15 protein-coding genes are annotated in these 21,069 nt (G+C 69.7%); 1 reads left to right on the plus strand and 14 read right to left on the minus strand.

Translation table 11 applies throughout. The features are described 5' to 3' along the window. Position 1: 1 nt before the first annotated feature. The 11 genes from ACFP2V_RS04035 to ACFP2V_RS04085 all read right to left on the minus strand — a co-directional run bounded on the left by ACFP2V_RS04035 (position 2) and on the right by ACFP2V_RS04085 (position 16,833). The gene (locus ACFP2V_RS04035; protein WP_381205436.1) at positions 2-1,966 is read right to left on the minus strand and encodes a TIGR03960 family B12-binding radical SAM protein; all 1,965 of its coding nucleotides are present in this window, start codon (positions 1,964-1,966) and stop codon (positions 2-4) included. Positions 1,967-2,084: 118 nt separating this feature from the next. Continuing rightward, positions 2,085-3,644, minus strand: coding sequence for a CYTH and CHAD domain-containing protein (locus ACFP2V_RS04040; RefSeq protein ID WP_381205439.1), 1,560 nt, complete (start codon positions 3,642-3,644; stop codon positions 2,085-2,087). A 562-nt stretch (positions 3,645-4,206) separates the two neighbouring features. After that, a complete protein-coding gene (rodA, locus tag ACFP2V_RS04045; RefSeq protein ID WP_381205442.1) occupies positions 4,207-5,409 on the minus strand; it encodes a rod shape-determining protein RodA in 1,203 nt (400 codons plus the stop codon). After that, entirely contained in the window at positions 5,406-7,775 is a 2,370-nt protein-coding gene (mrdA, locus tag ACFP2V_RS04050) for a penicillin-binding protein 2 (protein WP_381205446.1), read from the minus strand. The genes rodA and mrdA overlap by 4 nt, the downstream gene beginning before the upstream one ends. Before the next feature lie 175 nt (positions 7,776-7,950). Continuing rightward, positions 7,951-8,616 carry a rod shape-determining protein MreD gene (gene mreD, locus ACFP2V_RS04055; RefSeq protein ID WP_381205449.1) on the minus strand — a complete coding sequence of 222 codons (666 nt, stop codon included), beginning with the start codon at positions 8,614-8,616 and terminating at the stop codon, positions 7,951-7,953. A 13-nt stretch (positions 8,617-8,629) separates the two neighbouring features. Continuing rightward, positions 8,630-9,571, minus strand: coding sequence for a rod shape-determining protein MreC (mreC, locus tag ACFP2V_RS04060; RefSeq protein WP_381205453.1), 942 nt, complete (start codon positions 9,569-9,571; stop codon positions 8,630-8,632). A 197-nt stretch (positions 9,572-9,768) separates the two neighbouring features. Continuing rightward, complete coding sequence (locus tag ACFP2V_RS04065; RefSeq protein WP_381205456.1) at positions 9,769-10,788, minus strand: rod shape-determining protein; 1,020 nt, start codon at positions 10,786-10,788, stop codon at positions 9,769-9,771. 520 nt (positions 10,789-11,308) lie between these two features. Next, positions 11,309-11,722, minus strand: a complete 414-nt coding sequence (ndk, locus tag ACFP2V_RS04070; RefSeq protein ID WP_381205459.1) for a nucleoside-diphosphate kinase — start codon at positions 11,720-11,722, stop codon at positions 11,309-11,311. Between the two features lie 91 nt (positions 11,723-11,813). Beyond that, the gene (locus ACFP2V_RS04075; protein ID WP_381205462.1) at positions 11,814-12,164 is read right to left on the minus strand and encodes a DUF4233 domain-containing protein; all 351 of its coding nucleotides are present in this window, start codon (positions 12,162-12,164) and stop codon (positions 11,814-11,816) included. 6 nt (positions 12,165-12,170) lie between these two features. After that, the gene (gene folC, locus ACFP2V_RS04080) at positions 12,171-13,712 is read right to left on the minus strand and encodes a bifunctional tetrahydrofolate synthase/dihydrofolate synthase (RefSeq protein ID WP_381205465.1); all 1,542 of its coding nucleotides are present in this window, start codon (positions 13,710-13,712) and stop codon (positions 12,171-12,173) included. Positions 13,713-14,211: 499 nt separating this feature from the next. Next, on the minus strand, positions 14,212-16,833 hold the full coding sequence (locus tag ACFP2V_RS04085) for a valine--tRNA ligase (protein WP_381205468.1): 2,622 nt from the start codon (positions 16,831-16,833) through the stop codon (positions 14,212-14,214). Positions 16,834-16,971: 138 nt separating this feature from the next. Here ACFP2V_RS04085 and ACFP2V_RS04090 point away from each other — a divergent pair, with 138 nt between their 5' ends. Further along, positions 16,972-17,925: a hypothetical protein gene (locus ACFP2V_RS04090; protein ID WP_381205471.1), complete on the plus strand. Its 954-nt coding sequence runs from the start codon at positions 16,972-16,974 to the stop codon at positions 17,923-17,925. A gap of 100 nt (positions 17,926-18,025) precedes the next feature. Here the strand turns inward: ACFP2V_RS04090 and clpX are convergent, their stop codons facing one another. The 3 genes from clpX to ACFP2V_RS04105 all read right to left on the minus strand — a co-directional run bounded on the left by clpX (position 18,026) and on the right by ACFP2V_RS04105 (position 20,905). Next, the gene (clpX, locus tag ACFP2V_RS04095) at positions 18,026-19,312 is read right to left on the minus strand and encodes an ATP-dependent Clp protease ATP-binding subunit ClpX (RefSeq protein WP_055570715.1); all 1,287 of its coding nucleotides are present in this window, start codon (positions 19,310-19,312) and stop codon (positions 18,026-18,028) included. 189 nt (positions 19,313-19,501) lie between these two features. Continuing rightward, on the minus strand, positions 19,502-20,182 hold the full coding sequence (locus ACFP2V_RS04100; protein WP_381205476.1) for an ATP-dependent Clp protease proteolytic subunit: 681 nt from the start codon (positions 20,180-20,182) through the stop codon (positions 19,502-19,504). Between the two features lie 114 nt (positions 20,183-20,296). Next, the gene (locus ACFP2V_RS04105; RefSeq protein ID WP_381205590.1) at positions 20,297-20,905 is read right to left on the minus strand and encodes an ATP-dependent Clp protease proteolytic subunit; all 609 of its coding nucleotides are present in this window, start codon (positions 20,903-20,905) and stop codon (positions 20,297-20,299) included. Positions 20,906-21,069 lie beyond the last annotated feature (164 nt).

Genomic DNA, 21,069 nt, shown 5'->3' on the forward strand with positions numbered 1-21,069 from the left:
CTCAGGACGTCGCACCGCTGGGGGCGGGTGCCGTGTTCTTCACCGTCAGCGGGAGCAACTTCTTTCCCGTCGGTCCGATTTGAATACTTGTGTCGAGCTGAGGGCACACGCCGCAGTCGAAACACGGGGTCCAGCGGCAGTCCTCGACCTCTGTTTCGTCGAGGGCGTCCTGCCAGTCCTCCCAGAGCCATTCCTTGTCGAGACCGGAATCGAGGTGGTCCCAGGGGAGGACCTCCTCGTAGGCGCGTTCGCGGGTGGTGTACCAGTCGAGGTCCACGCCGAACTGGGCCAGGGACTTGTCGGCGCAGCGCATCCAGCGGTCGTAGGAGAAGTGCTCGCGCCAGCCGTCGAAGCGGCCGCCGTCCTCGTAGACCGCGCGGATGACCGCGCCGACGCGGCGGTCGCCGCGGGAGAGCAGGCCCTCGATGATGCCGGGCTTGCCGTCGTGGTAGCGGAAACCGATGGAGCGGCCGTACTTCTTGTCGCCGCGGATCTTGTCGCGCAGCTTGGTCAGGCGGGCGTCCGTCTCCTCGGCCGACAGTTGCGGGGCCCACTGGAAGGGGGTGTGCGGCTTGGGGACGAAGCCGCCGATCGAGACCGTGCAGCGGATGTCGCCCGAGCCGGAGACCTCACGGCCCTTCTGGATGACGTTCATCGCCATGTCGGCGATCTGGAGGACGTCGTCGTCGGTCTCCGTGGGCAGGCCGCACATGAAGTACAGCTTCACCTGCCGCCAGCCGTTGCCGTAGGCCGTGGCGACGGTCCTGATCAGGTCGTCCTCGGAGACCATCTTGTTGATGACCTTGCGCAGGCGCTCCGAGCCGCCCTCGGGGGCGAAGGTGAGACCGGAGCGGCGGCCGTTGCGGGTCAGCTCGTTGGCCAGGTCCACGTTGAAGGCGTCGACGCGGGTGGAGGGCAGCGAGAGGCCGATCTTGTCCTCTTCGTAGCGGTCGGCGAGACCCTTGGCGATGTCGCCGATCTCCGAGTGGTCGGCGGAGGAGAGGGAGAGGAGGCCGACCTCCTCGAAGCCGGTCGCGCGGAGCCCTTTCTCGACCATGTCGCCGATGCCCGTGATGGAGCGCTCGCGCACCGGGCGGGTGATCATGCCGGCCTGGCAGAAGCGGCAGCCGCGGGTGCAGCCGCGGAAGATCTCCACCGACATGCGCTCGTGCACCGTCTCGGCGAGCGGGACGAGGGGCTGCTTGGGGTAGGGCCACTCGTCGAGGTCCATGACCGTGTGTTTGGAGACGCGCCACGGCACGCCCGACCTGTTCGGTACGACGCGGGCGATGCGGCCGTCGGGGAGGTACTCGACGTCGTAGAAGCCGGGGACGTACACGCCGCCGGTCCTGGCCAGGCGGAAGAGGAGTTCCTCGCGGCCGCCGGGGCGGCCCTCCTCCTTCCAGGCGCGGACGATCCGGGTGACCTCGAGGACGGCCTGTTCGCCGTCGCCGAGGACGGCGCAGTCGATGAAGTCGGCGATCGGCTCGGGGTTGAACGCGGCGTGGCCGCCGGCCATGACGATCGGGTCGTCCAGGCCGCGGTCCTTGGCCTCGAGCGGGATGCCGGACAGGTCCAGGGCGGTGAGCATGTTGGTGTAGCCGAGCTCGGTGGAGAAGCTCAGGCCGAACACGTCGAAGGCCTTGACCGGGCGGTGGCTGTCGACCGTGAACTGGGGGACGCGGTGCTCGCGCATCAGCTCCTCCAGGTCCGGCCAGACGCTGTAGGTGCGTTCGGCGAGGACGCCGTCCTGCTCGTTGAGCACCTCGTAGAGGATCATGACGCCCTGGTTGGGCAGTCCGACCTCGTACGCGTCGGGGTACATGAGCGCCCAGCGGACGTCACAGCTGTCCCAAGGCTTGACCGTGGAGTTGAGCTCTCCGCCGACGTACTGGATCGGCTTCTGCACATGCGGGAGCAGAGCTTCGAGCTGTGGGAACACAGACTCGGCGGCTTCGGCAGGCATCTCGGGAACCTTTGTGTGCGGGCTGGGGTCCCCCGGCCGGGGCTGGGGGCGGGTGACCATCCAGCCTAACCCGGCCGGGGAGGTTCCCCCGCATGCCGGCCGGAGGCGGTGGACGGCGTCAGAAGTCGGTGCTGTTCCTGATGGATGTCCAGGTTTTCGGGAGCGCCGCCTCGGTGATCTCCGCGCGGCGTTCCTCGTGTCCGTACAACACCCCGTATGTGAAGGTGCTCTCCTCCGCCGCGTGGGCGACGGCGGACAGTTCGCGCAGGGTCCGGCGGGCCATGACGCTGTCCTGGTGGTCGCCGAGCAGGCTCTGGAGCGCCTTCATGTTCTTGACCAGGTCCATGGCGGGAGCCTTGAGGGCCGGGCCGGCTGCCTCGGCGGCGTAGCGGGTGCGCTTGGTCTTCTTGCGGGCCTCGTGGACGGCGACGTCGCGGTCGTGGCCGGGTGGGAGGTCCAGGGCCTGGGCGACGAGGCCGGACACCTTGGCGAGGTCCTTGCTCACGGCCTTGGCGAGGACCTTGTCCGGGTCGCCCGCGGCCTTCTTCCGCAGGGGCGGGTCGGCCAGCAGGGCGTCGAGGGTGTCGAGCAGGGTGAGGTAGCGGCGGGAGTCGAGGACGGCGGTGACCTTGCCGTGGGCTCCTCTGTGGCCGGTCTCGGACCAAGCGGTCAGCCGCCCGCGGACGGGGCCGGAGACGAGGGCGTCGGGCAGTTCGTCCAGGGCCGACAGCAGGCGCTCGGCGAGTACTTCCTGGTCGCGGTCCAGGCCGAGTTCGGCGGCCAGCCACTTCAGGTCGACGCCGATCGGGTCGGTGGTCCTCCGGTCCAGGACGGACCGGAAGGAGCGGAAGGTGCTGCGCAGGCGGCGGGTGGCGACCCGCATGCGGTGCACGGAGTCGGGTACGTCCTGGCGTACGGCGGGGTCGAGTTCGACGAGCGCGTCCCGCTGGGCGCGGACGTAGGCGAGGACGTGGTCGCCGGCGGTGACGGGTTTCCCGACCGGGCGGCTTCGGTGCTTCTGCTTCGGTGCCGCGGCCGGGGCGGTTGCGGGAACGGGAGCGACGTCCTCGGAAAGGCCGGTCGGTGCGGTCTCGGCGAGGGCTCGCGCCAGCTTGGAGGGCGCCTTCGACGGGCGGATGCCCGCCTTGCGGAGCCGTTTGTCGACCTTGTCGAGGAAGGCGGGGTCGCCGTCGTCGGCGAGTTCGACCTCGATCTCGGTCCACTGGGCGGTGCCGCCGTCGCCGGTGAGACGTTCGGCGCGCACGGCGTCGACGCTGATCTCGGCGAGGAGCTCGCCGGCGGCGTCGAGGAGGTGGCGCAGGTCCCGGTCGGAGCGCAGCCGGACCACGGGGCTCAGTTCGGTGCTGCGGACGCGGGAGCGGACGAGCCGGGCGAGGCTCTCCGGGACGGTGTCGGAGAGCGGGGCGTGGATCTCGTCGCGCACTCCGGGAGCCACGGGGAACTTCAGGTGCCAGCCGGCGTCGGAGCCGCCGGTGCGCCTGCGGAGGGTGAGGGAGGCGGCGGCGAGGCGCTCGTCGGCGGTGTCGTAGTAGGTGGCGTCGAGGTGGGCCACACCCCGGTCGACGATGGACTCGACACCGGGAACGCCGGTCAGGTCGGGGAGTCCGTTGTCGCCGACCTCGTACTTTCGCTCGACTTCTCGTTTTGTGTCCGCCATGACCCGAATCTACTCGTCGCCGGTGGTCTCACCGACCGGTTTCCCCGGTCGGTGCCGGGGAAACCAGGCGAACGAGGGAGGCCTGTCGGCCAGATCAGCCAGATCGGCCAGGCCAGCCGGACCAGCCGGGTCGGCCAGGTCGGCCAGGTCGGCCGAATCAGCCAGGCCAGCCGGGTCGGCCAGGTCGGCCAGGTCGGCCAGGTCGGCCGGACCAGCCGGACCAGCCGGGTCGGCCGGGTCGGCCAGGTCGGCCGAATCAGCCAGGCCAGCCGGGTCGGCCAGGTCGGCCGAATCAGCCAGGCCAGCCGGGTCGGCCAGGTCGGCCAGGTCGGCCGGACCAGCCGGACCAGCCGGGTCGGCCGGGTCGGCCAGGTCGGCCGAATCAGCCAGGCCAGCCGGGTCGGCCAGGTCGGCCGAATCAGTCAGCCGGGTCGGCCGGGTCGGCCGGGTCGGCCAGGTCGGCCGAATCAGCCGGGTCAGCCGGGTCGGCCAGGTCGGCCGAATCAGCCGGGTCAGCCGGGTCGGCCAGGTCGGCCGAATCAGCCGGGTCGGCCGGGTCGGGTTAAGCGGACAGCGGGCGTTGCAGTCTGACCGACTGCAGGAGGCCCACGGCCAGCCACACCGCGAACATCGACGAACCGCCGTAGGACACGAACGGCAGGGGCAGACCGGTGACCGGCATGATGCCGAGGGTCATGCCGATGTTCTCGAAGGCCTGGAAGGCGAACCAGGCGACGATGCCGGCGGCGACGATGGTGCCGTACAGGTCGGTGGTGTTGCGGGCGATGCGGCAGGCGCGCCACAGGATGATGCCGAGCAGGACGATGATGAGCCCGCCGCCGACGAAGCCGAGTTCCTCTCCGGCGACGGTGAAGACGAAGTCGGTCTGCTGCTCGGGCACGAACTGGCCGGTGGTCTGCGAGCCCTCGAAGAGTCCGGAGCCGGTGAGACCGCCGGAGCCGATGGCGATGCGGGCCTGGTTGGTGTTGTAGCCGACGCCGGCGGGGTCGAGCTCGGGGTTGGCGAAGGCGGCGAAGCGGTTGATCTGGTACTCGTCGAGCACCCCGAGCTGCCAGACGGTGATCGCGCCGATCGCGCCGGTGCCGATCAGGCCGAAGATCCACCGGTTGGAGGCGCCGGAGGCGAGCAGGATGCCGAGCACGATGACGACCATGACCATGACCGACCCGAGGTCGGGCATCAGCATCACGATCAGCATGGGGACGGCGGCCAGTCCGAGTGCCTGGAGGACCGTGCGGTGGTCGGGATAGGGCTTGTCGCCCGCGTCGACCCGGGCGGCGAGCAGCATCGCCATGCCCAGGATGATCGTGAGCTTCACGAACTCGGAGGGCTGGACCGAGAAGCCGCCGCCGAGCTTGATCCAGGAGTGGGCGCCGTTGATGGTGGAGCCCAGCGGGGTGAGCACCAGCAGGATCAGCAGGATCGAGAAGCCGTAGAGGACCGGCACGGCGGTGCGCAGGGCGCGGTGGCCGAGCCAGAGCATGGCGATCATCAGGGCCAGGCCGATGCCGGTGTTCAGCCAGTGCCGGATCAGGAAGTAGTACGGGTCGCCCTGGTTGATCTCGGTGCGGTTGCGGGTCGCCGAGAAGACCAGGAGGGAGCCGAGCAGCGACAGGGCGATCGCGGCCAGCAGTATCGGCCAGTCGAGGCGCCGGGCCAGGGAGTCGCGGGCGAAGAGCCGCGTCCAGCCGGCCCGCTCGGGTCCGTATCCGGAGATGTGGAAGCTGTTGACTCCGCCGGTCATGTCGCCGACCTCCGGTCTGCCGCGCGGCGCGCCCGGAGGACCCCGCGCCGACGTCCGGCGGGCGACCGTCCGTCCCCCTGTCGTCCGTCGCCCGACGGTCGGTCACCCTGTCTGCCGCCGCCCCGTCGTGTGCCTCCGCGCCGTGCGTCGCGGCGGCGGGTGTCGCGATCGGCGGGCGGGGGCGTGGTCGTGGTCGCGCCCTGGTCCTGAACCTGGCCGTCGGGTGCCTGCTTGTTCTCCGCGGCGGCCCTCTGGTCCTTGGCCGGGTCCTTGGAGATCTTCGGGGAGACGATGGTGCCGTCCGTCCTGACCTTGGGCAGCGTCTTCTGCGGGGTGGGCAGCAGTGCCCTCTTCTTGTCGATGGCGCCGTCCGGGGAGACGCCGTACAGCGCGTTGTAGATGTTGCGCACGGCGGGGCCCGAGGCGCCGGAGCCGGTACCACCCTGGGAGATCGTCATGACGACCGAGTAGTCCTTGGTGTAGGTGGCGAACCAGGAAGTGGTCTGCTTTCCGTAGACCTCCGCGGTACCGGTCTTGGCGTGCATCGGGATCTCGTCCTGCGGCCAGCCGCCGAACCGCCAGGCGGCCGTACCGCGGGTGGCGACTCCCTCGAGGGCTCCGTCTATTTCCGCGAGGGTCTTCTTGGTCACCGGCAGCTTGCGCTTCGCCTCGGGCTCGATCTCCGTGACCTGCTTGCCGTCGGGGCTGATGACGGCCTTGCCGACGGTGGGCTGGTAGAGCGTTCCGCCGTTGGCGATGGCCGCGTAGACGGAGGCCATCTGGATGGGGGTGACGAGGGTGTCGCCCTGGCCGATGGAGTAGTTGACGGAGTCACCGGCGCGCAGGCGGTTGCCTTCGAGGCAGTTCTCGTAGGCGATCTGCTCGACGTAGTTGCCGCCCTTCTTGCCGGACTTGCACCAGGCGTCCTTGTTGGCCTCCCAGTAGGCGAGCTTCCACTGGCGGTCGGGGATCCGGCCGGTGACCTCGTTGGGCAGGTCGATGCCGGTCGGCTCGCCGAGGCCGAACTGGTGGGAGGTCTTGTAGAACCAGTCCTTGGCGTTCTTCTTCGGCTTGTTGCCGCCGTCGCGCTTCCACTCCTCGTGGGCGAGGCGGTAGAAGACGGTGTCGCAGGAGACCTCGAGGGCACGGCCGAGGCTGATGGCGCCGTGGTCCTGGGACTCGAAGTTCTTGAAGACCTGGCCGCCGATGGAGTACGAGCTGGAGCACTCGTAGGGCCCGTCGAAGGAGTACCCGGCGTTGATCGCGGCGGCGGTCGGGATGACCTTGAAGATGGAGCCGGGGGCCGACTGGCCCTGGATGGCGCGGTTCAGCAGCGGGTAGTTGGAGTCCTTGCCGGTGAGGTTGGCGTAGTCCTTGCCGGAGATGCCGCCGACCCAGGCGTTGGGGTCGTAGCTCGGGTTGGAGGCCATCGCGACGACCCGGCCGGTCTTGGCCTCCATGACGACGACGGCGCCCGAGTCGGCCTCGTAGAGGCGGCTGGTGTTGCGGTCCATCTCCTTGCGGGCCTGTTTCATCGCCTCGTTCAGCTCGTACTCGGCGACCCGCTGGACACGGGCGTCGATGCTGGTGACGAGGTTGGCGCCGGGTTCGGCGGCGTCGGCCTCGGCCTCACCGATGACCCGGCCGAGGTTGTCGACCTCGTAGCGGGTGACGCCGGCCTTGCCGCGCAGTTCCTTGTCGTACTCGCGCTCGAGGCCGGAGCGGCCGACCTGGTCGGAGCGCAGGTACGGCGCTTCGGTGTCCTGCGCCTTCTGGAGTTCCTCGTCGGTGACGGGCGAGAGGTAGCCGAGGACCTGGGCGGTGTTGGCCTGCCCGGGTGCCGCGTACCGGCGTACGGCCTGGGGCTCCGCGGTGATACCGGGGAAGTCCTCGGCGCGCTCGCGGATCTGCAGGGCCTGCTTGGCGGTGGCCTCGTCGGTGATGGGGATGGGCTGGTACGGCGAGCCGTTCCAGCAGGGCTGGGGGGTCTCGGCGTCGCACAGCCGGACCTTCTCGATGGCGTCCTTGGCGGGCATGCCGAGGACACCGGCGAGCTTGGTGAGGACCGCCTTGCCGTCGTCCCGCATCTTCATGAGCTCGGTGCGGGAGGCGGAGACGACCAGCCGGGTCTCGTTGTCGGCGAGGGCCACTCCGCGGGCGTCCAGGATGGAGCCGCGGACCGCGGGCCGGACGACCTGCTGGACGTGGTTGCCGGAGGCCTTCTTGGCGTACTCGGCGCCCTCGCGGATCTGGAGGTACCACAGGCGCCCGCCGAGGGTGCCGAGGAGAGAGAGAACGAGGACCTGGATGACGACGAGCCGGATCTGGACCCGTGTGCTGCGCCCGGTCTCGGGAATGTTGGTCACGCGGCTTCCTCCTCCTCTCCGCGCGCGTACGGCGGTGCGTGTACGACTGCTGGGCGTGCGGCCGCTGGGCGTGCGAGTGCCGCGTGTACGAGTGATGAACGGCGGGGCCGCCCGGCGGGGTTCCGCCGCCGTTCACCCTTTCCGGTGAAATCCTGTCCGCTGAAGTCCCGCGAGGTCAAAGGCGCTTCACCCCTTTGATGCGGCCCGCGCGGGCCACCCGTGCCCGCGCCGCCTTCGCGCGAAGGCCCCGCTGGGCGCCGATGCGCAGCCCGGTGCCGCCGGAGCTCCAGCCGGAGGCGACATCTGCGGACTTGGCGGAGCTGTTCTCGGCGAGCGGATCGTTCTCCGCGCGGCGGGCCAGGGCCATGACACCGGGGACGACGAACGGGGCGAGCAGCAGGTCGTACAGGGCGGCGCTGAAGAGCAGTCCGCCGAGGCCGACATGGCGGGCGGCGGTGTCACCGACGAGGGCACCGACGCCGGCGTAGAGCAGGGTGGAACCGACCGCGGCGGCGACCACCACGGCCATGGGGCCGGTCACCGATCTCACCTGGCCGGACTCGGGCTTGACCAGCCCGGCGAGGTAGCCGATGACGCACAGCACGAGGGCGTAGCGGCCGGCGGCGTGGTCGGCGGGCGGTGCGAGGTCGGCGAGGAGCCCGGCACCGAAGCCGACGAGGGAGCCGCCGACATGACCGTAGACCAGGGCGAGGCCGAGGACGGTGAGGAGGAGCAGGTCGGGGACAGCGCCCGGGAGGTGGAGGCGGGCGAGGACGCTCACCTGGATCACCAGGGCGACGACGATCAGCGAGCTGGAGAGCAGGATCCGGTTGACGCGCATGGGGTGACAGCTCCTACTGCTCTTGCTGGCGCTGGCCGTCGGCAGGGGCGGACGGGGTGACGGTCACCGTGACGGTCGGGGTGGGCGTCGGTTTCGGCTTCTCGGGCAGCACCGTGTCGCGCGGATCCTTCTTCGGGGCCTGGACGACGACGCCGACGATGTCGAGCTTGCTGAAGCTGACGAACGGCGTGACGTAGAGGGTGCGGGTGAGGTCGCCGCCGGAGGGGTCGACGCGGGAGACGGTGCCGACGGGGACGCCGGGCACGAACGGCTTGTCGGCCTGGGAGCCGAAGGTGACCAGCCGGTCGCCCTTCTTGATCTCGGCCTTGCCGTTGAGGAGTTCGACGCGCAGGAGCCGGTCGCCCTGGCCGGAGGCGAAGCCGAGTTCGTCGCCGGCCTCCATGCGGGTGCCCACGGTGAAGTCGGGGTCGTTGGCGAGCAGCACGGTGGCGGTGTGCGGGCCGACGGTGGTGATCCGGCCGACGAGTCCGTCGCCGTTGAGGACGGTCATGTCGCGCTCGATGCCGTCGTTGGCGCCGACGTCGATGGTGATGGTCCAGGAGAAGCCCTGGGCCGCTCCTATGGCGATGACCTGGGCGCCCTTGATGCCGTACTGGCCCTGGCCGGCGACCTTCAGCACCTTGTCGAGCTGCTTGGTTCTGCTGCGGTTGCGGTCGTCGCTGCCGAGTTCGGCCTTGAGCGCGGCGTTCTCCCGCTCGAGTGCGGCGAGCCGGTCGTGCCGGTCGCCGGAGTCACGGACCGCGGCGACCGCGTTGCCGATCGGGTCGACCGCGCCGGACACTCCGTTCTCGATCGGGCCGAAGACCGTGGCCGCGGCCTGCCGGGCACCGTCGACCGGTGAATCCTCTCCGCCGCGGATGTCCACCGTGATCAGTGCGAAAGCGGTGGTGATCAGCAGCACCAGGAGCAGCCGGCTCTCTCGTGTGTCCCTCACGTGCGGCGGCCGTGCCTTCCTCGTCGAAACGGGTAGCGAGAACGGGAGTCGTCAGTAGTCGTCAGGAGCGGGAGTGGTCGGGAACGTTCGGGGGTCTTGGGGAACTGCCGGAAAGTATGGATGGAGCTCATGCCTCTATATCAACGATCCGCCGTACGAGAGGAGATCGTCCCGTACGGCGGAATCGAAGAGCTGTGTCATCTGCGCGGCTGGGCGTCCAGCACCTTCTGGAGCGCTTCGAACTCCTCGACGCACTTTCCGGAACCGAGCGCCACGCTGTCCAGCGGGTCCTCGGCGATATGGATGGGCATGCCCGTCTCCCGGCGCAGCCGCTCGTCCAGACCGCGCAGCAGAGCGCCGCCACCGGTCAGCACGATGCCCCGGTCCATGATGTCGCCGGACAGTTCCGGCGGGCACTTGTCGAGGGTGGTCTTGACGGCGTCCACGATCGAGTTGACGGGCTCCTCGATCGCCTTGCGGACTTCGCCGGCGGAGATGACCACGGTTTTGGGCAGCCCGGAGACAAGGTCCCGGCCGCGGATCTCGGTGTGTTCGTCGGAGTCGAGGTCGTACGCCGAACCGATGGTGATCTTGATCTGCTCGGCCGAACGCTCACCCAGCAGAAGGGAGTACTCCTTCTTGACGTACTGGATGATCGCGTTGTCCAGTTCGTCGCCCGCGACCCGGATGGACTGGGCGGTGACGATGCCGCCGAGGGAGATGACCGCGACCTCCGTGGTGCCGCCGCCGATGTCCACCACCATGTTGCCCGTGGCCTCGTGGACCGGCAGGCCGGAGCCGATCGCCGCGGCCATGGGCTCCTCGATGATGTGCACCTGGCGGGCGCCGGCCTGGGACGACGCCTCGATGACGGCACGGCGCTCCACACCCGTGATGCCGGAGGGGACGCAGACGACGACCCGCGGGCGGGCCAGATGACGCCGCTTGTGGATCTTCAGGATGAAGTAGCGGAGCATCCGCTCGGTGATCTCGAAGTCGGCGATGACGCCGTCCTTCAGCGGACGGACGGCAACGATGTTGCCGGGGGTGCGCCCGATCATCTTCTTCGCCTCGGACCCGACCGCGAGGATGCCACCCGTATTGGTGTTGATCGCGACGACGGACGGCTCATTGAGTACGATTCCGCGACCCCTGACGTACACCAGCGTGTTGGCGGTCCCGAGGTCGACAGCCATGTCACGGCCGATGAACGACATAGAGTTCCCCATGAGGATTCGTCTGGCCTTCCCACTGGCTTTTGAGGGCTTTTCAGGTAGGCGAGGTGGGTGCGGTGACGCGAAGGCTTCCATCGTAGACGCGCCTTCGCGAACACGGCGCGAGGGTCTTCGCCATTGTCATCAGATGGCGGGTCCCGTTGCTTGTGGAGACGGGCCATCGGGGGCACTCGTTCCCCCGAACGCCGCTCGTATGTCAAAAAGGTCTGGGGGCAAAGCCCCCAGACCGTCGCCAGGCGGCCAAAACCGCAGCCCACGGCCGCTATGCGATTGTTATGCACGGCCTCGGCGGGTGCTCGTCGCGCACGGCCCTCGCACCGCTTGCCGTACGCGTGTCGTACACAACCGTCGTACGCACTCGTTATGCCCGGCGGTTACGCCACATGGGCCTACACGGGCGAGCGACACGCACGGCCGTCACGCACACCGTCGATCGACGGACACGGCCGACACCCGCGGGGCCGTCACACGCGGCCGACACGAACGGTGTTGCCCGCGGCCGTCAGGCGCGGTCCGGGAAGAAGATCTTCACCTCGCGCTCGGCGGACTCCTCGGAGTCCGAGGCGTGGATCAGGTTCTCCCGGACGATGACACCGAAGTCCCCGCGGATCGACCCCGGGGCCGCGGCGACCGGGTCGGTCGGGCCGGCCAGTTGGCGCACGCCCTCGATGACCCGCTCACCCTCGACGATCATCACCACGACCGGGCCGGAGACCATGAACTCCATCAGCGGCTCGTAGAACGGGCGGCCGACGTGCTCCGCGTAGTGCTGCTCCAGAGTGGCACGGTCCAGGGTCCGCTGCTCCAGCGCGGTGAGCTTCCAGCCGGCCTTGCGCTCGATGCGGCTGATGATCTCGCCGGTCAGGCCACGACGGACGGCGTCGGGCTTGAGGAGGACGAGGGTGCGCTGGGTCACGGCGGAGCTCCTTATGTTTCAAGGGTGGTACGGGATGTTTCAAGGGTGGTACGGGGTGGTGTGAAGGTTACCGGGCAGGACTCAGGGCCTGTCACGCAGCGTCAGACTGCCCGGCTCGGGCGGCGAACCGGGCCTTCGCCTCGTCGATCTTCCGCCCGTAGTGCACCGAGGCCCACCACAGCACGGCGAAGAGCGCGCCCAGGATGAACATCATCGGGACGAAGACGCCGGAGGCGAGCAGGGCGATCTGCAGGGCCCAGCCGAGGGCGACGCCCCCGGGCCGGGTGATCACCCCGCACAGTGCCACGGACAGGAACATGGCGATGCCGCAGACCGTCCACACGGTGCCGACCGCCAGGTCCGGGTCCTTCATCGCGACCAGTCCGGCGAAACCGATGACGAAGAACTCGCTGATCAGGGTCGACGCGCAGAGTGTACGCACGGTGTCTCAGCCCTTCCCCAGAAGCAGTCGGGCCTCGCCGACGGTGATGACGGAACCGGTGACGAGCACACCGGCGCCGGTGAACTCGCCCTCCTCCTCGGCGAGCGTGATCGCCGCCTCCAGCGCGTCGGGCAGCCGGGGTTCGACCTGGACGCGGTCCTCGCCGAACACCTCGACGGCGATCCCCGCCAGTTCGTCGGCGTCCATCGCGCGGTGGCTGGAGTTCTGCGTGACGACGACCTCGGCGAAGACCGGCTCGAAGGCCTCCAGCAGCCCGCGCACGTTCTTGTCGCCGCTCGCGCCGACCACGCCGATGAGCCGGCTGAACTGGAACGCCTCCCCGATCGCCCCGGCCGCGGCCCGCGCGCCCGCAGGGTTGTGGGCGGCGTCCAGCACGACGGTGGGCGACCGGCGTACGACCTCCAGCCGGCCCGGTGAGGCGACGGCGGCGAAGGCCTTGCGGACGGTGTCGATGTCCAGCGGCTCGGCGCGCTGGGCGCCGACGCCGAAGAACGCCTCCACGGCGGCGAGCGCCACGGCGGCGTTGTGCGCCTGGTGGGCGCCGTGCAGCGGCAGATACACCTCGGGGTACTCGCCGCCGAGGCCGCGCAGGGTCACCTGCTGGCCGCCGACGGCGACCTGCCGGGCGACGACGCCGAACTCCAGCCCTTCCCGGGCCACGGTCGCGTCGGCCCCGACGGCCTTCCTCAGCAGCACCTGGGCCGCGTCGACCGGCTGCTGGGCCATGATCACCGTCGCGTCCGGCTTGATGATGCCGGCCTTCTCGGTGGCGATCTCGGCGGGCGTGGTGCCGAGCCGGTCGGTGTGGTCGAGGTCGATCGGCATCACCACGGCGACGCTGCCATCGATCACATTGGTGGCGTCCCAGCTGCCACCCATGCCGACCTCGACCACGGCGACGTCCACCGGCGCGTCGGCGAAGGCCGCGTACGCCATGCCGGTGAGCACCTCGAAGAAGGACAGCCGGTGCTCCTGCTGCGCGTCGACCATCTCGACGTACGGCGCGATGTCCCGGTACGTCTCCACGAACCGCTCGGCGGAGACCGGCGCGCCGTCGAGGCTGATCCGCTCGGTGACCGACTGGACGTGCGGCGAGGTGTAGCGCCCGGTGCGCAGTTCGAAGGCGCCGAGGAGGGCCTCGATCATGCGGGCGGTGGACGTCTTGCCGTTGGTTCCGGTGATGTGGATCGACGGGTACGCGCGCTGCGGCTCGCCCAGGACGTCCATCAGCGCGGCGATCCGGCTCAGGGACGGCTCCAGCTTGGTCTCGCCCCAGCGGGTCGCCAGTTCCCCCTCGACCCCCCGCAGCGCCTGGGCGACCTCGGGGTCCTCCGGCCGCGCGGGGATGTCGGACTCGGGCGGGCCGCCCTGCGTGCGCAGGGTGCGGCTGCCGGCTTCGATCACCGCGAGGTCGGGGTCCCGGTGCGTCTCCGCCTCGATGATCTCCTCGAAGGAGTCGAGAGGGTAGAGAGGGTCCGGCCGGTCGTCGTGGTCGTCGTGGTTGCCGTTCGGGGGGAGGTCGCTCACGGGGCCAGTCTACGTATCCGCCCGCATCCACCTCACGGCAGCCGAAAGCCCCCGGAACCGCTCGGGCTCCGGGGGCTTTCGAGGAGGTGGGGAGGCCCGGGGCCGGGGTCTTTCGCTGGGATCGGGCCGGATCGGGGAGGGGGTCCGGTGCTGGGGGCGCCGCCCACGCCCTTCAGGCAGTGGGTGAGCGCCGCGAGGCAGTGGGTGAGCGCCGCGAGCCGGCGGGGAGAGCCGCGAGCCGGCGGGGAGAGCCGCGAGCCGGCGGGGAGAGCCGCGAGCCGGCGGGGAGAGCCGCGAGCCGGCGGGGAGAGCCGCGAGCCGGCGGGGAGAGCCCAGTGGGCTCTCCCCGCCTCCGGTGGCGCCTCCCAGCAGCCGGGGAGGAACCGAGAGCTCGGGGAAGGAGCCCCCTGGACCGACGACAACGCGGCGAGACGCTGGACGGGGCGGTGCGGATCAGGCCGGCCCCCGCGGGGGGCCGGCCTGATCCGCACCAGAGGCCCTACGCCTTCGGGAGCCGCTCCAGCTGGGCCCCGATGCGGGCGAGGTCCTCGTCCGCCTTGGCGAGGCGCGTGCGGATCTTGTCGACCACGTGGTCGGGCGCCTTCGCCAGGAACGCCTCGTTGCCCAGCTTGGCCTCCGCCTGCCGGCGCTCCTTCTGCGCGGCCTCGAGGTCCTTGGTGAGGCGCTTGCGCTCCGCCTCGAAGTCGATCACCCCGGACAGGTCCAGGGCGACCTCGACGCCCGCCACCGGCAGGGTCGCCGTCGCGGTGAACGCGTCGCCCTCCGGCTGGAGGCGCAGCAGCTGGCGGATCGCCGCCTCGTGCGGGGCGAGCGCCGAGCCGTCGAGGGAGAGCCGGGCGGGGACCCGCTGGCCGGGCTGCAGGCCCTGGTCGGCGCGGAAGCGGCGGACCTCGGTGATGACGGACTGGAGGGTCTCGATCTCCCGCTCGGCACCGGCGTCCCGGAAGGCACTGTCCTCGGGCCAGTCGGCGATGACGACCGACTCGCCGCCGGTCAGCGTCGTCCACAGCGTCTCGGTGACGAACGGGACCACCGGGTGCAGCAGCCGCAGCGTGACGTCCAGGACCTCACCGAGGACCCGCTTGCTGACCTCGGCCGGTTCACCGCCCGCCTGGAACGTCGTCTTGGACAGCTCGACGTACCAGTCGAAGACCTCGTCCCACGCGAAGTGGAACAGGGCGTCGGACAGCTTGGCGAACTGGAAGTCCTCGTAGTACGCGTCGACCTCGGCGACGACCGAGTTGAGCCGGGAGAGGATCCAGCGGTCGGTGGACGACATCGTCGACGCGTTGGGCAGCGGGCCGTCCACCGTCGCGCCGTTCATCAGGGCGAAGCGGGTCGCGTTCCAGATCTTGTTGGCGAAGTTGCGGGAGCCCTGGACCCAGTCCTCGCCGATCGGCACGTCGACACCGGGGTTGGCGCCGCGCGCGAGGGTGAAGCGGAGGGCGTCGCTGCCGTACTTGTCCATCCAGTCCAGCGGGTTGACCGCGTTGCCGAAGGACTTCGACATCTTCTTGCCGAACTGGTCGCGGACCATGCCGTGCAGGGCGATGGTGTGGAACGGCGGGGTGCCGTCCATCGCGTACAGGCCGAACATCATCATCCGGGCGACCCAGAAGAAGAGGATGTCGTAGCCGGTGACCAGGACGGAGTTCGGGTAGAACTTCGCGAGCGATTCGGTCTGTTCGGGCCAGCCGAGCGTCGAGAAGGGCCACAGGCCGGAGGAGAACCAGGTGTCGAGGACGTCGGTGTCCTGGTGCCAGCCCTCACCGGTCGGGGCCTCGTCGTCGGGACCGACGCAGACGACCTCGCCGTCCGGGCCGTACCAGACGGGAATCCGGTGACCCCACCACAGCTGCCGGGAGATGCACCAGTCGTGGAGGTTGTCGACCCAGTCGAAGTACCGCTTCTCCATCTCCTGCGGGTGGATCGTGACCCTGCCGTCGCGGACGGCGTCACCGGCGGCCTTCGCCAGCGGGCCGACCTTGACCCACCACTGCATGGACAGCCGCGGCTCGACGGTGGTCTTGCAGCGCGAGCAGTGGCCGACGCTGTGGACGTAGGGCCGCTTCTCGGCGACGATCCGGCCCTCGGCGCGCAGCGCGGCGACGATGGCGGAGCGGGCCTCGAGCCGGTCCAGGCCCTGGAAGGGGCCGTGGACGGTGATGACGGCGTGCTCGTCCATCACGGTGAGGAACGGCAGGTCGTGGCGGCGGCCGATCTCGAAGTCGTTCGGGTCGTGGGCCGGGGTCACCTTGACGGCGCCGGTGCCGAACTCGGGGTCGACGTGCTCGTCGGCGACGACCGGGATGGAGCGATCGGTCAGCGGCAGCTTGATGAGCTTGCCGATCAGGTGCCTGTACCGCTCGTCCTCGGGGTGGACGGCGACGGCCGTGTCGCCGAGCATCGTCTCGGCGCGGGTGGTGGCGACGACGATGGTGTCGTCCCCGTCGCCGTACTTCATGGAGACGAGTTCGCCGTCGTCGTCCTGGTACTCGACCTCGATGTCCGAGATGGCGGTCAGGCAGCGCGGGCACCAGTTGATGATGCGCTCGGCGCGGTAGATCAGCTCGTCGTCGTAGAGCCGCTTGAAGATGGTCTGGACGGCCTGGGACAGCCCCTCGTCCATCGTGAAGCGCTCGCGGGACCAGGCGACACCGTCGCCGAGGCGGCGCATCTGCCCGGAGATCTGGCCGCCGGACTCGCCCTTCCACTGCCAGACCCGCTCGACGAAGGCCTCCCGGCCGAGGTCGTGCCGGGACTTGCCCTCCTTGCCGAGTTCCCGCTCGACGACGTTCTGCGTGGCGATGCCGGCGTGGTCCATGCCGGGCTGCCACAGCGTCTCGTACCCCTGCATGCGCTTGCGGCGGGTCAGGGCGTCGATGAGGGTGTGCTCGAAGGCGTGGCCGAGGTGCAGGCTGCCCGTGACGTTCGGCGGAGGGATGACGACGGTGTACGGGGGCTTGTCGCTCTTCGCGTCCGCCTCGAAGTAGCCCCGCTCCACCCAGCGCTCGTACAGCGGCCCCTCTACATCGGCCGGCGCGTACTGGGTCGGCAGTTCGGAGGTGGGCGGCTGCGGCTGCTGAGAGTTCTCGGTCACGAGCCTCAGTTTAGAGGTGTCACGGCCCAGTCCCGAAACGCGATTCGTTTGTAACGGTGCACCCCCCGATGGCCTGATCACGCCACTGCTGAGACAGGATGTCAACGACACATAAGCATCTGGAGGGGAACCCAGACGATGAGCTACAACCAGCCGGGCCCGTACGACGGGCAGCCCCAGCAGCCCGGACCGTACGGTCAGCCGGGTCCCTACGGCCAGCAGCCGCAGGCTCCGCAGCCCGGCTACGGCTACCCCCAGCAGGCTCCGCCGCCCGGCCAGCCCGGGTACGGCTACCCGCCGCAGCCCGGCCAGGGTGTCCCGCCGCAGCAGCCCCCGTACGGCCAGCCCCCGTACGGCCAGGCCCCGTACGGCGCGCCCCAGCCCCCGCCGCCGGGCGGCAGCGCCAAGAAGGCCGGCTGGATCATCGGCACGGTGGCGGTCGTGGCGGCGATCGGTGTCGGCGTGTACTTCGTGATCGGCGGGGGCGGCGGCGCGGGCGATCTGAAGGACGACGGGCCGCACAAGCTGTCGGCGCCGGAGAAGGTGATGGGCGAGTACACGCGGGTCGGTGAGGCCGGCGAGGACGCGAGTTCCAGTACCACCAAGGACCTGGCCAAGGGCGGTGTGAAGAACGGCAAGTCGGTGGGCGCCCAGTACTCGACGGCCGACTTCAGCAGGTACGACCCCACGGACCCCGACCCGGCCGACATCCCCGGCAAGGAAGAGCTGCTCAAGGCGAAGGGCGTGACGTTCCTCGGCGCCTACGGCGAGGTCGAGGACCCCGAGGCGGCCGTGGACAAGCTCTTCGCCAACATCAAGAAGGAGACCAAGGAGAACTCGTCCAACGAGCTCATGACCGAGCTGGTGGGCGAGCCCGAGGCGGTCGACCTCGACGGTGCGGTCATGAAGTGCCAGGCGGGCAAGGGCAACAACAACCTCACCAAGAAGCCGACCACCAACTGGTTCTGCATCTGGGCCGACTACAGCACGGTCGTCGTCGTCTCCCCCGGTGACAACACCAAGGACATCACCAAGGACGCCGCCGCGGACATCACCACGAAGCTCCGCGACGACGTGCGCGTCCCGGCGTAGTACGTCGCGCGTCCCGGCGTGGTACGTGAAGCGTGAAGGGCCCCGGTCGCTCGACCGGGGCCCTTCACCTGTGGGGGGAACGGCGGTTGCCGCTCCGCCGTTACGCCGTCTTCTGCTCGCCCGGTCCGCGGCCGCGGGCGTCGCGCGGGATCAGGGTCGGGTTGACGTTGGAGAGGACCACGTCCGCGGTGATGACCACGCGGGCGACGTCCTTGCGGGACGGGACCTCGTACATGACGCCCTGGAGGACTTCCTCCATGATGGCGCGCAGGCCGCGGGCGCCGGTCTGGCGCAGGATGGCCTGGTCGGCGATGGCTTCGAGGGCCTCGCGCTCGAAGTCCAGTTCCACGCCGTCGAGTTCGAAGAGGCGCTGGTACTGCTTGACCAGCGCGTTGCGCGGCTCGACCAGGATCTGGAGCAGGGCCTCGCGGTCGAGGTTGTGGACCGAGGTGATGACCGGGAGCCGGCCGATGAACTCGGGGATCATGCCGAACTTGACCAGGTCCTCCGGCATGACCTGCTCGAACTGGTCCTTGGACTCGATCTCCCGCTTGGAGCGGATCGTCGCGCCGAAACCGATGCCTTTGGCGCCGGCCCGGCCTTCGATGATCTTCTCCAGGCCCGCGAAGGCACCGCCCACGATGAACAGGACGTTCGTCGTGTCGATCTGGATGAACTCCTGGTGCGGGTGCTTGCGGCCGCCCTGCGGCGGGACGGACGCGGTGGTGCCCTCGAGGATCTTCAGCAGGGCCTGCTGGACGCCCTCGCCGCTGACGTCGCGCGTGATCGACGGGTTCTCGCTCTTGCGGGCGACCTTGTCGATCTCGTCGATGTAGATGATGCCGGTCTCGGCCTTCTTGACGTCGTAGTCGGCGGCCTGGATCAGCTTCAGCAGGATGTTCTCGACGTCCTCGCCGACGTACCCGGCCTCGGTGAGGGCGGTGGCGTCCGCGATCGCGAACGGGACGTTCAGCATGCGGGCGAGGGTCTGGGCGAGGAGGGTCTTGCCGGAGCCGGTGGGGCCCAGCAGCAGGATGTTGGACTTCGCCAGCTCGATGGCGTCCTCGCGGCTCTGTGCGCCGCCGTTCTCCCCCGCCTGGACCCGCTTGTAGTGGTTGTACACGGCGACGGAGAGGGCCTTCTTGGCCGATTCCTGGCCGACCACGTATCCCTCGAGGAACTCGTAGATCTCGCGGGGCTTGGGAAGTTCCTCCCAGCGGACCTCACTGGTCTCGGCGAGCTCTTCCTCGATGATCTCGTTGCAGAGGTCGATGCACTCGTCGCAGATGTACACACCGGGCCCTGCGATGAGCTTCTTGACCTGCTTCTGGCTCTTGCCGCAGAACGAGCACTTGAGCAGATCGCCGCCGTCACCGATGCGTGCCACGGTGTGCTTCCCCTTCGCCTGGGAACCGCCTGGACGTCAACGTCCAGCGACTCCTGGTGCTGCCTTATGTCCGACGGTACCTTGCCGGGCCCCCCGTTCGGGCCCCCCTTGGCACGGTTCGCTTCGACGCGAACCGTCATGAACCATGCCAAGGGGCGGCAGACGATACAGCCTCCCGGGCCCCACGCGTCAGCGCAGGCTGGAGTTGTCCATCTTCCGGGTGGTGATGATCTGGTCGATCAGGCCGTAGCTCAGCGCGTCCTCGGCCGTGAGGATCTTGTCGCGCTCGATGTCCTCGCGGATCTTGTCGACCGGCGTGGTGGAGTGCTTGGCCAGCATGTCCTCGAGCTGCGAGCGCATCCGGAGGATCTCGTTGGCGGCGATCTCCAGGTCGGACACCTGGCCGCGGCCGGTCTCGCTGTACGGCTGGTGGATCAGCACGCGCGCGTTCGGCAGCGCCATGCGCTTGCCGGGGGTGCCGGCGGCGAGCAGCACGGCGGCGGCGGAGGCCGCCTGGCCCATGCAGACCGTCTGCACGTCGGGCTTCACGTACTGCATGGTGTCGTAGATCGCCGTGAGGGCGGTGAAGGAGCCGCCGGGGCTGTTGATGTAGACGGAGATGTCCCGGTCGGGGTCCATCGACTCCAGGCACAGCAGCTGCGCCATGACGTCGTTGGCGGAGGCGTCGTCGATCTGCACGCCGAGGAAGATCACGCGCTCCTCGAAGAGCTTCGCGTACGGGTCGTACTCGCGGATGCCCTGGGAGGTGCGCTCGACGAAGCGCGGGATGACGTAGCGGGACTCGGCCGCGGGGCCGGTGTACTCGGCACGGGTGCGGTCGTACAGGCCGCTGCCGGGGAAGTCGTTCACGGTGTCTCCTGGAAAGGGGCTGAGGCGGTCGGCCGGGGCTGCTGGGGCTGCCGTCGGGCCCTGGAACGGGTCCCGACGGGGGTCCTACGGGGCCGTGGGGCTCCCGTGGGCCGCTCAGGCCGCCCCGGTGCCGCCGCCGCCCGGCATGCCCGCGGCCGTGGGGATGACGTCGTCGATGAGGCCGTACTCCTTGGCCTCGAAGGCGTCGAACCAGCGGTCGCGGTCCGAGTCGCGGGTGACCTGCTCGACCGACTGGCCGGTGTGCTGCGAGGTGAGCTCGGCCATGCGCCTCTTGGTGTGCAGCAGCCGCTCGGCGTGGATCTTGATGTCCGAGGCCGAGCCGGCCAGGCCGGCGGAGGGCTGGTGGATCAGGATCTCGGCGTTCGGCAGCGCGAAGCGCTTGCCGGGCGTGCCCGCGCTGAGCAGGAACTGACCCATCGAGGCCGCGAGGCCCATGGCGATGGTCACCACGTCGTTCTTGATGAACTGCATGGTGTCGTAGATCGCCATGCCGGCGGTGATCGAGCCGCCGGGGCTGTTGATGTAGAGGTAGATGTCCTTGTCCGGATCGGCGGCAAGGAGTAGCAGCTGTGCGGTGATCTTGTTGGCGATGTCGTCGTCGACCGGCTGGCCGAGGAAGATGATCCGCTCGTTGAGCAGCCGGTTGTAGACCTGGTCGCCGAGGCCACCACCGATGGAAGGCTCGCCGGCGGCTGAAGGCATCAGATTCGTCACGTATCCACCTGCTCGTCTTACGACGGCGCCGGGCCGTCTCACGTGTTCTGCCGGGGCGTGGGGCCGTCCGGCCGTGCTCGCGGACTCCCCTGCCCTCGTACTCATGGACCCTAACGCGCGGGCCCCTTCGGGGAATCCCGCAGCGGGGGGTG

The organism is Streptomyces incanus (assembly GCF_042656345.1).
Lineage (GTDB): Bacteria > Actinomycetota > Actinomycetes > Streptomycetales > Streptomycetaceae > Streptomyces > Streptomyces incanus.

Excerpts from the sequence above, each read along its gene's own strand:
- ACFP2V_RS04105 (WP_381205590.1), bottom strand. The coding sequence starts at position 20,905 with ATGCCTTCAGCCGCCGGCGAGCCTTCCATCGGTGGTGGCCTCGGCGAC.
- mreD (WP_381205449.1), bottom strand. The coding sequence starts at position 8,616 with ATGCGCGTCAACCGGATCCTGCTCTCCAGCTCGCTGATCGTCGTCGCC.
- ACFP2V_RS04035 (WP_381205436.1), bottom strand. The coding sequence starts at position 1,966 with ATGCCTGCCGAAGCCGCCGAGTCTGTGTTCCCACAGCTCGAAGCTCTG.
- rodA (WP_381205442.1), bottom strand. The coding sequence starts at position 5,409 with ATGACCGGCGGAGTCAACAGCTTCCACATCTCCGGATACGGACCCGAG.
- ACFP2V_RS04090 (WP_381205471.1), top strand. The coding sequence starts at position 16,972 with ATGAGCTACAACCAGCCGGGCCCGTACGACGGGCAGCCCCAGCAGCCC.
- ACFP2V_RS04040 (WP_381205439.1), bottom strand. The coding sequence starts at position 3,644 with ATGGCGGACACAAAACGAGAAGTCGAGCGAAAGTACGAGGTCGGCGAC.
- ACFP2V_RS04065 (WP_381205456.1), bottom strand. The coding sequence starts at position 10,788 with ATGTCGTTCATCGGCCGTGACATGGCTGTCGACCTCGGGACCGCCAAC.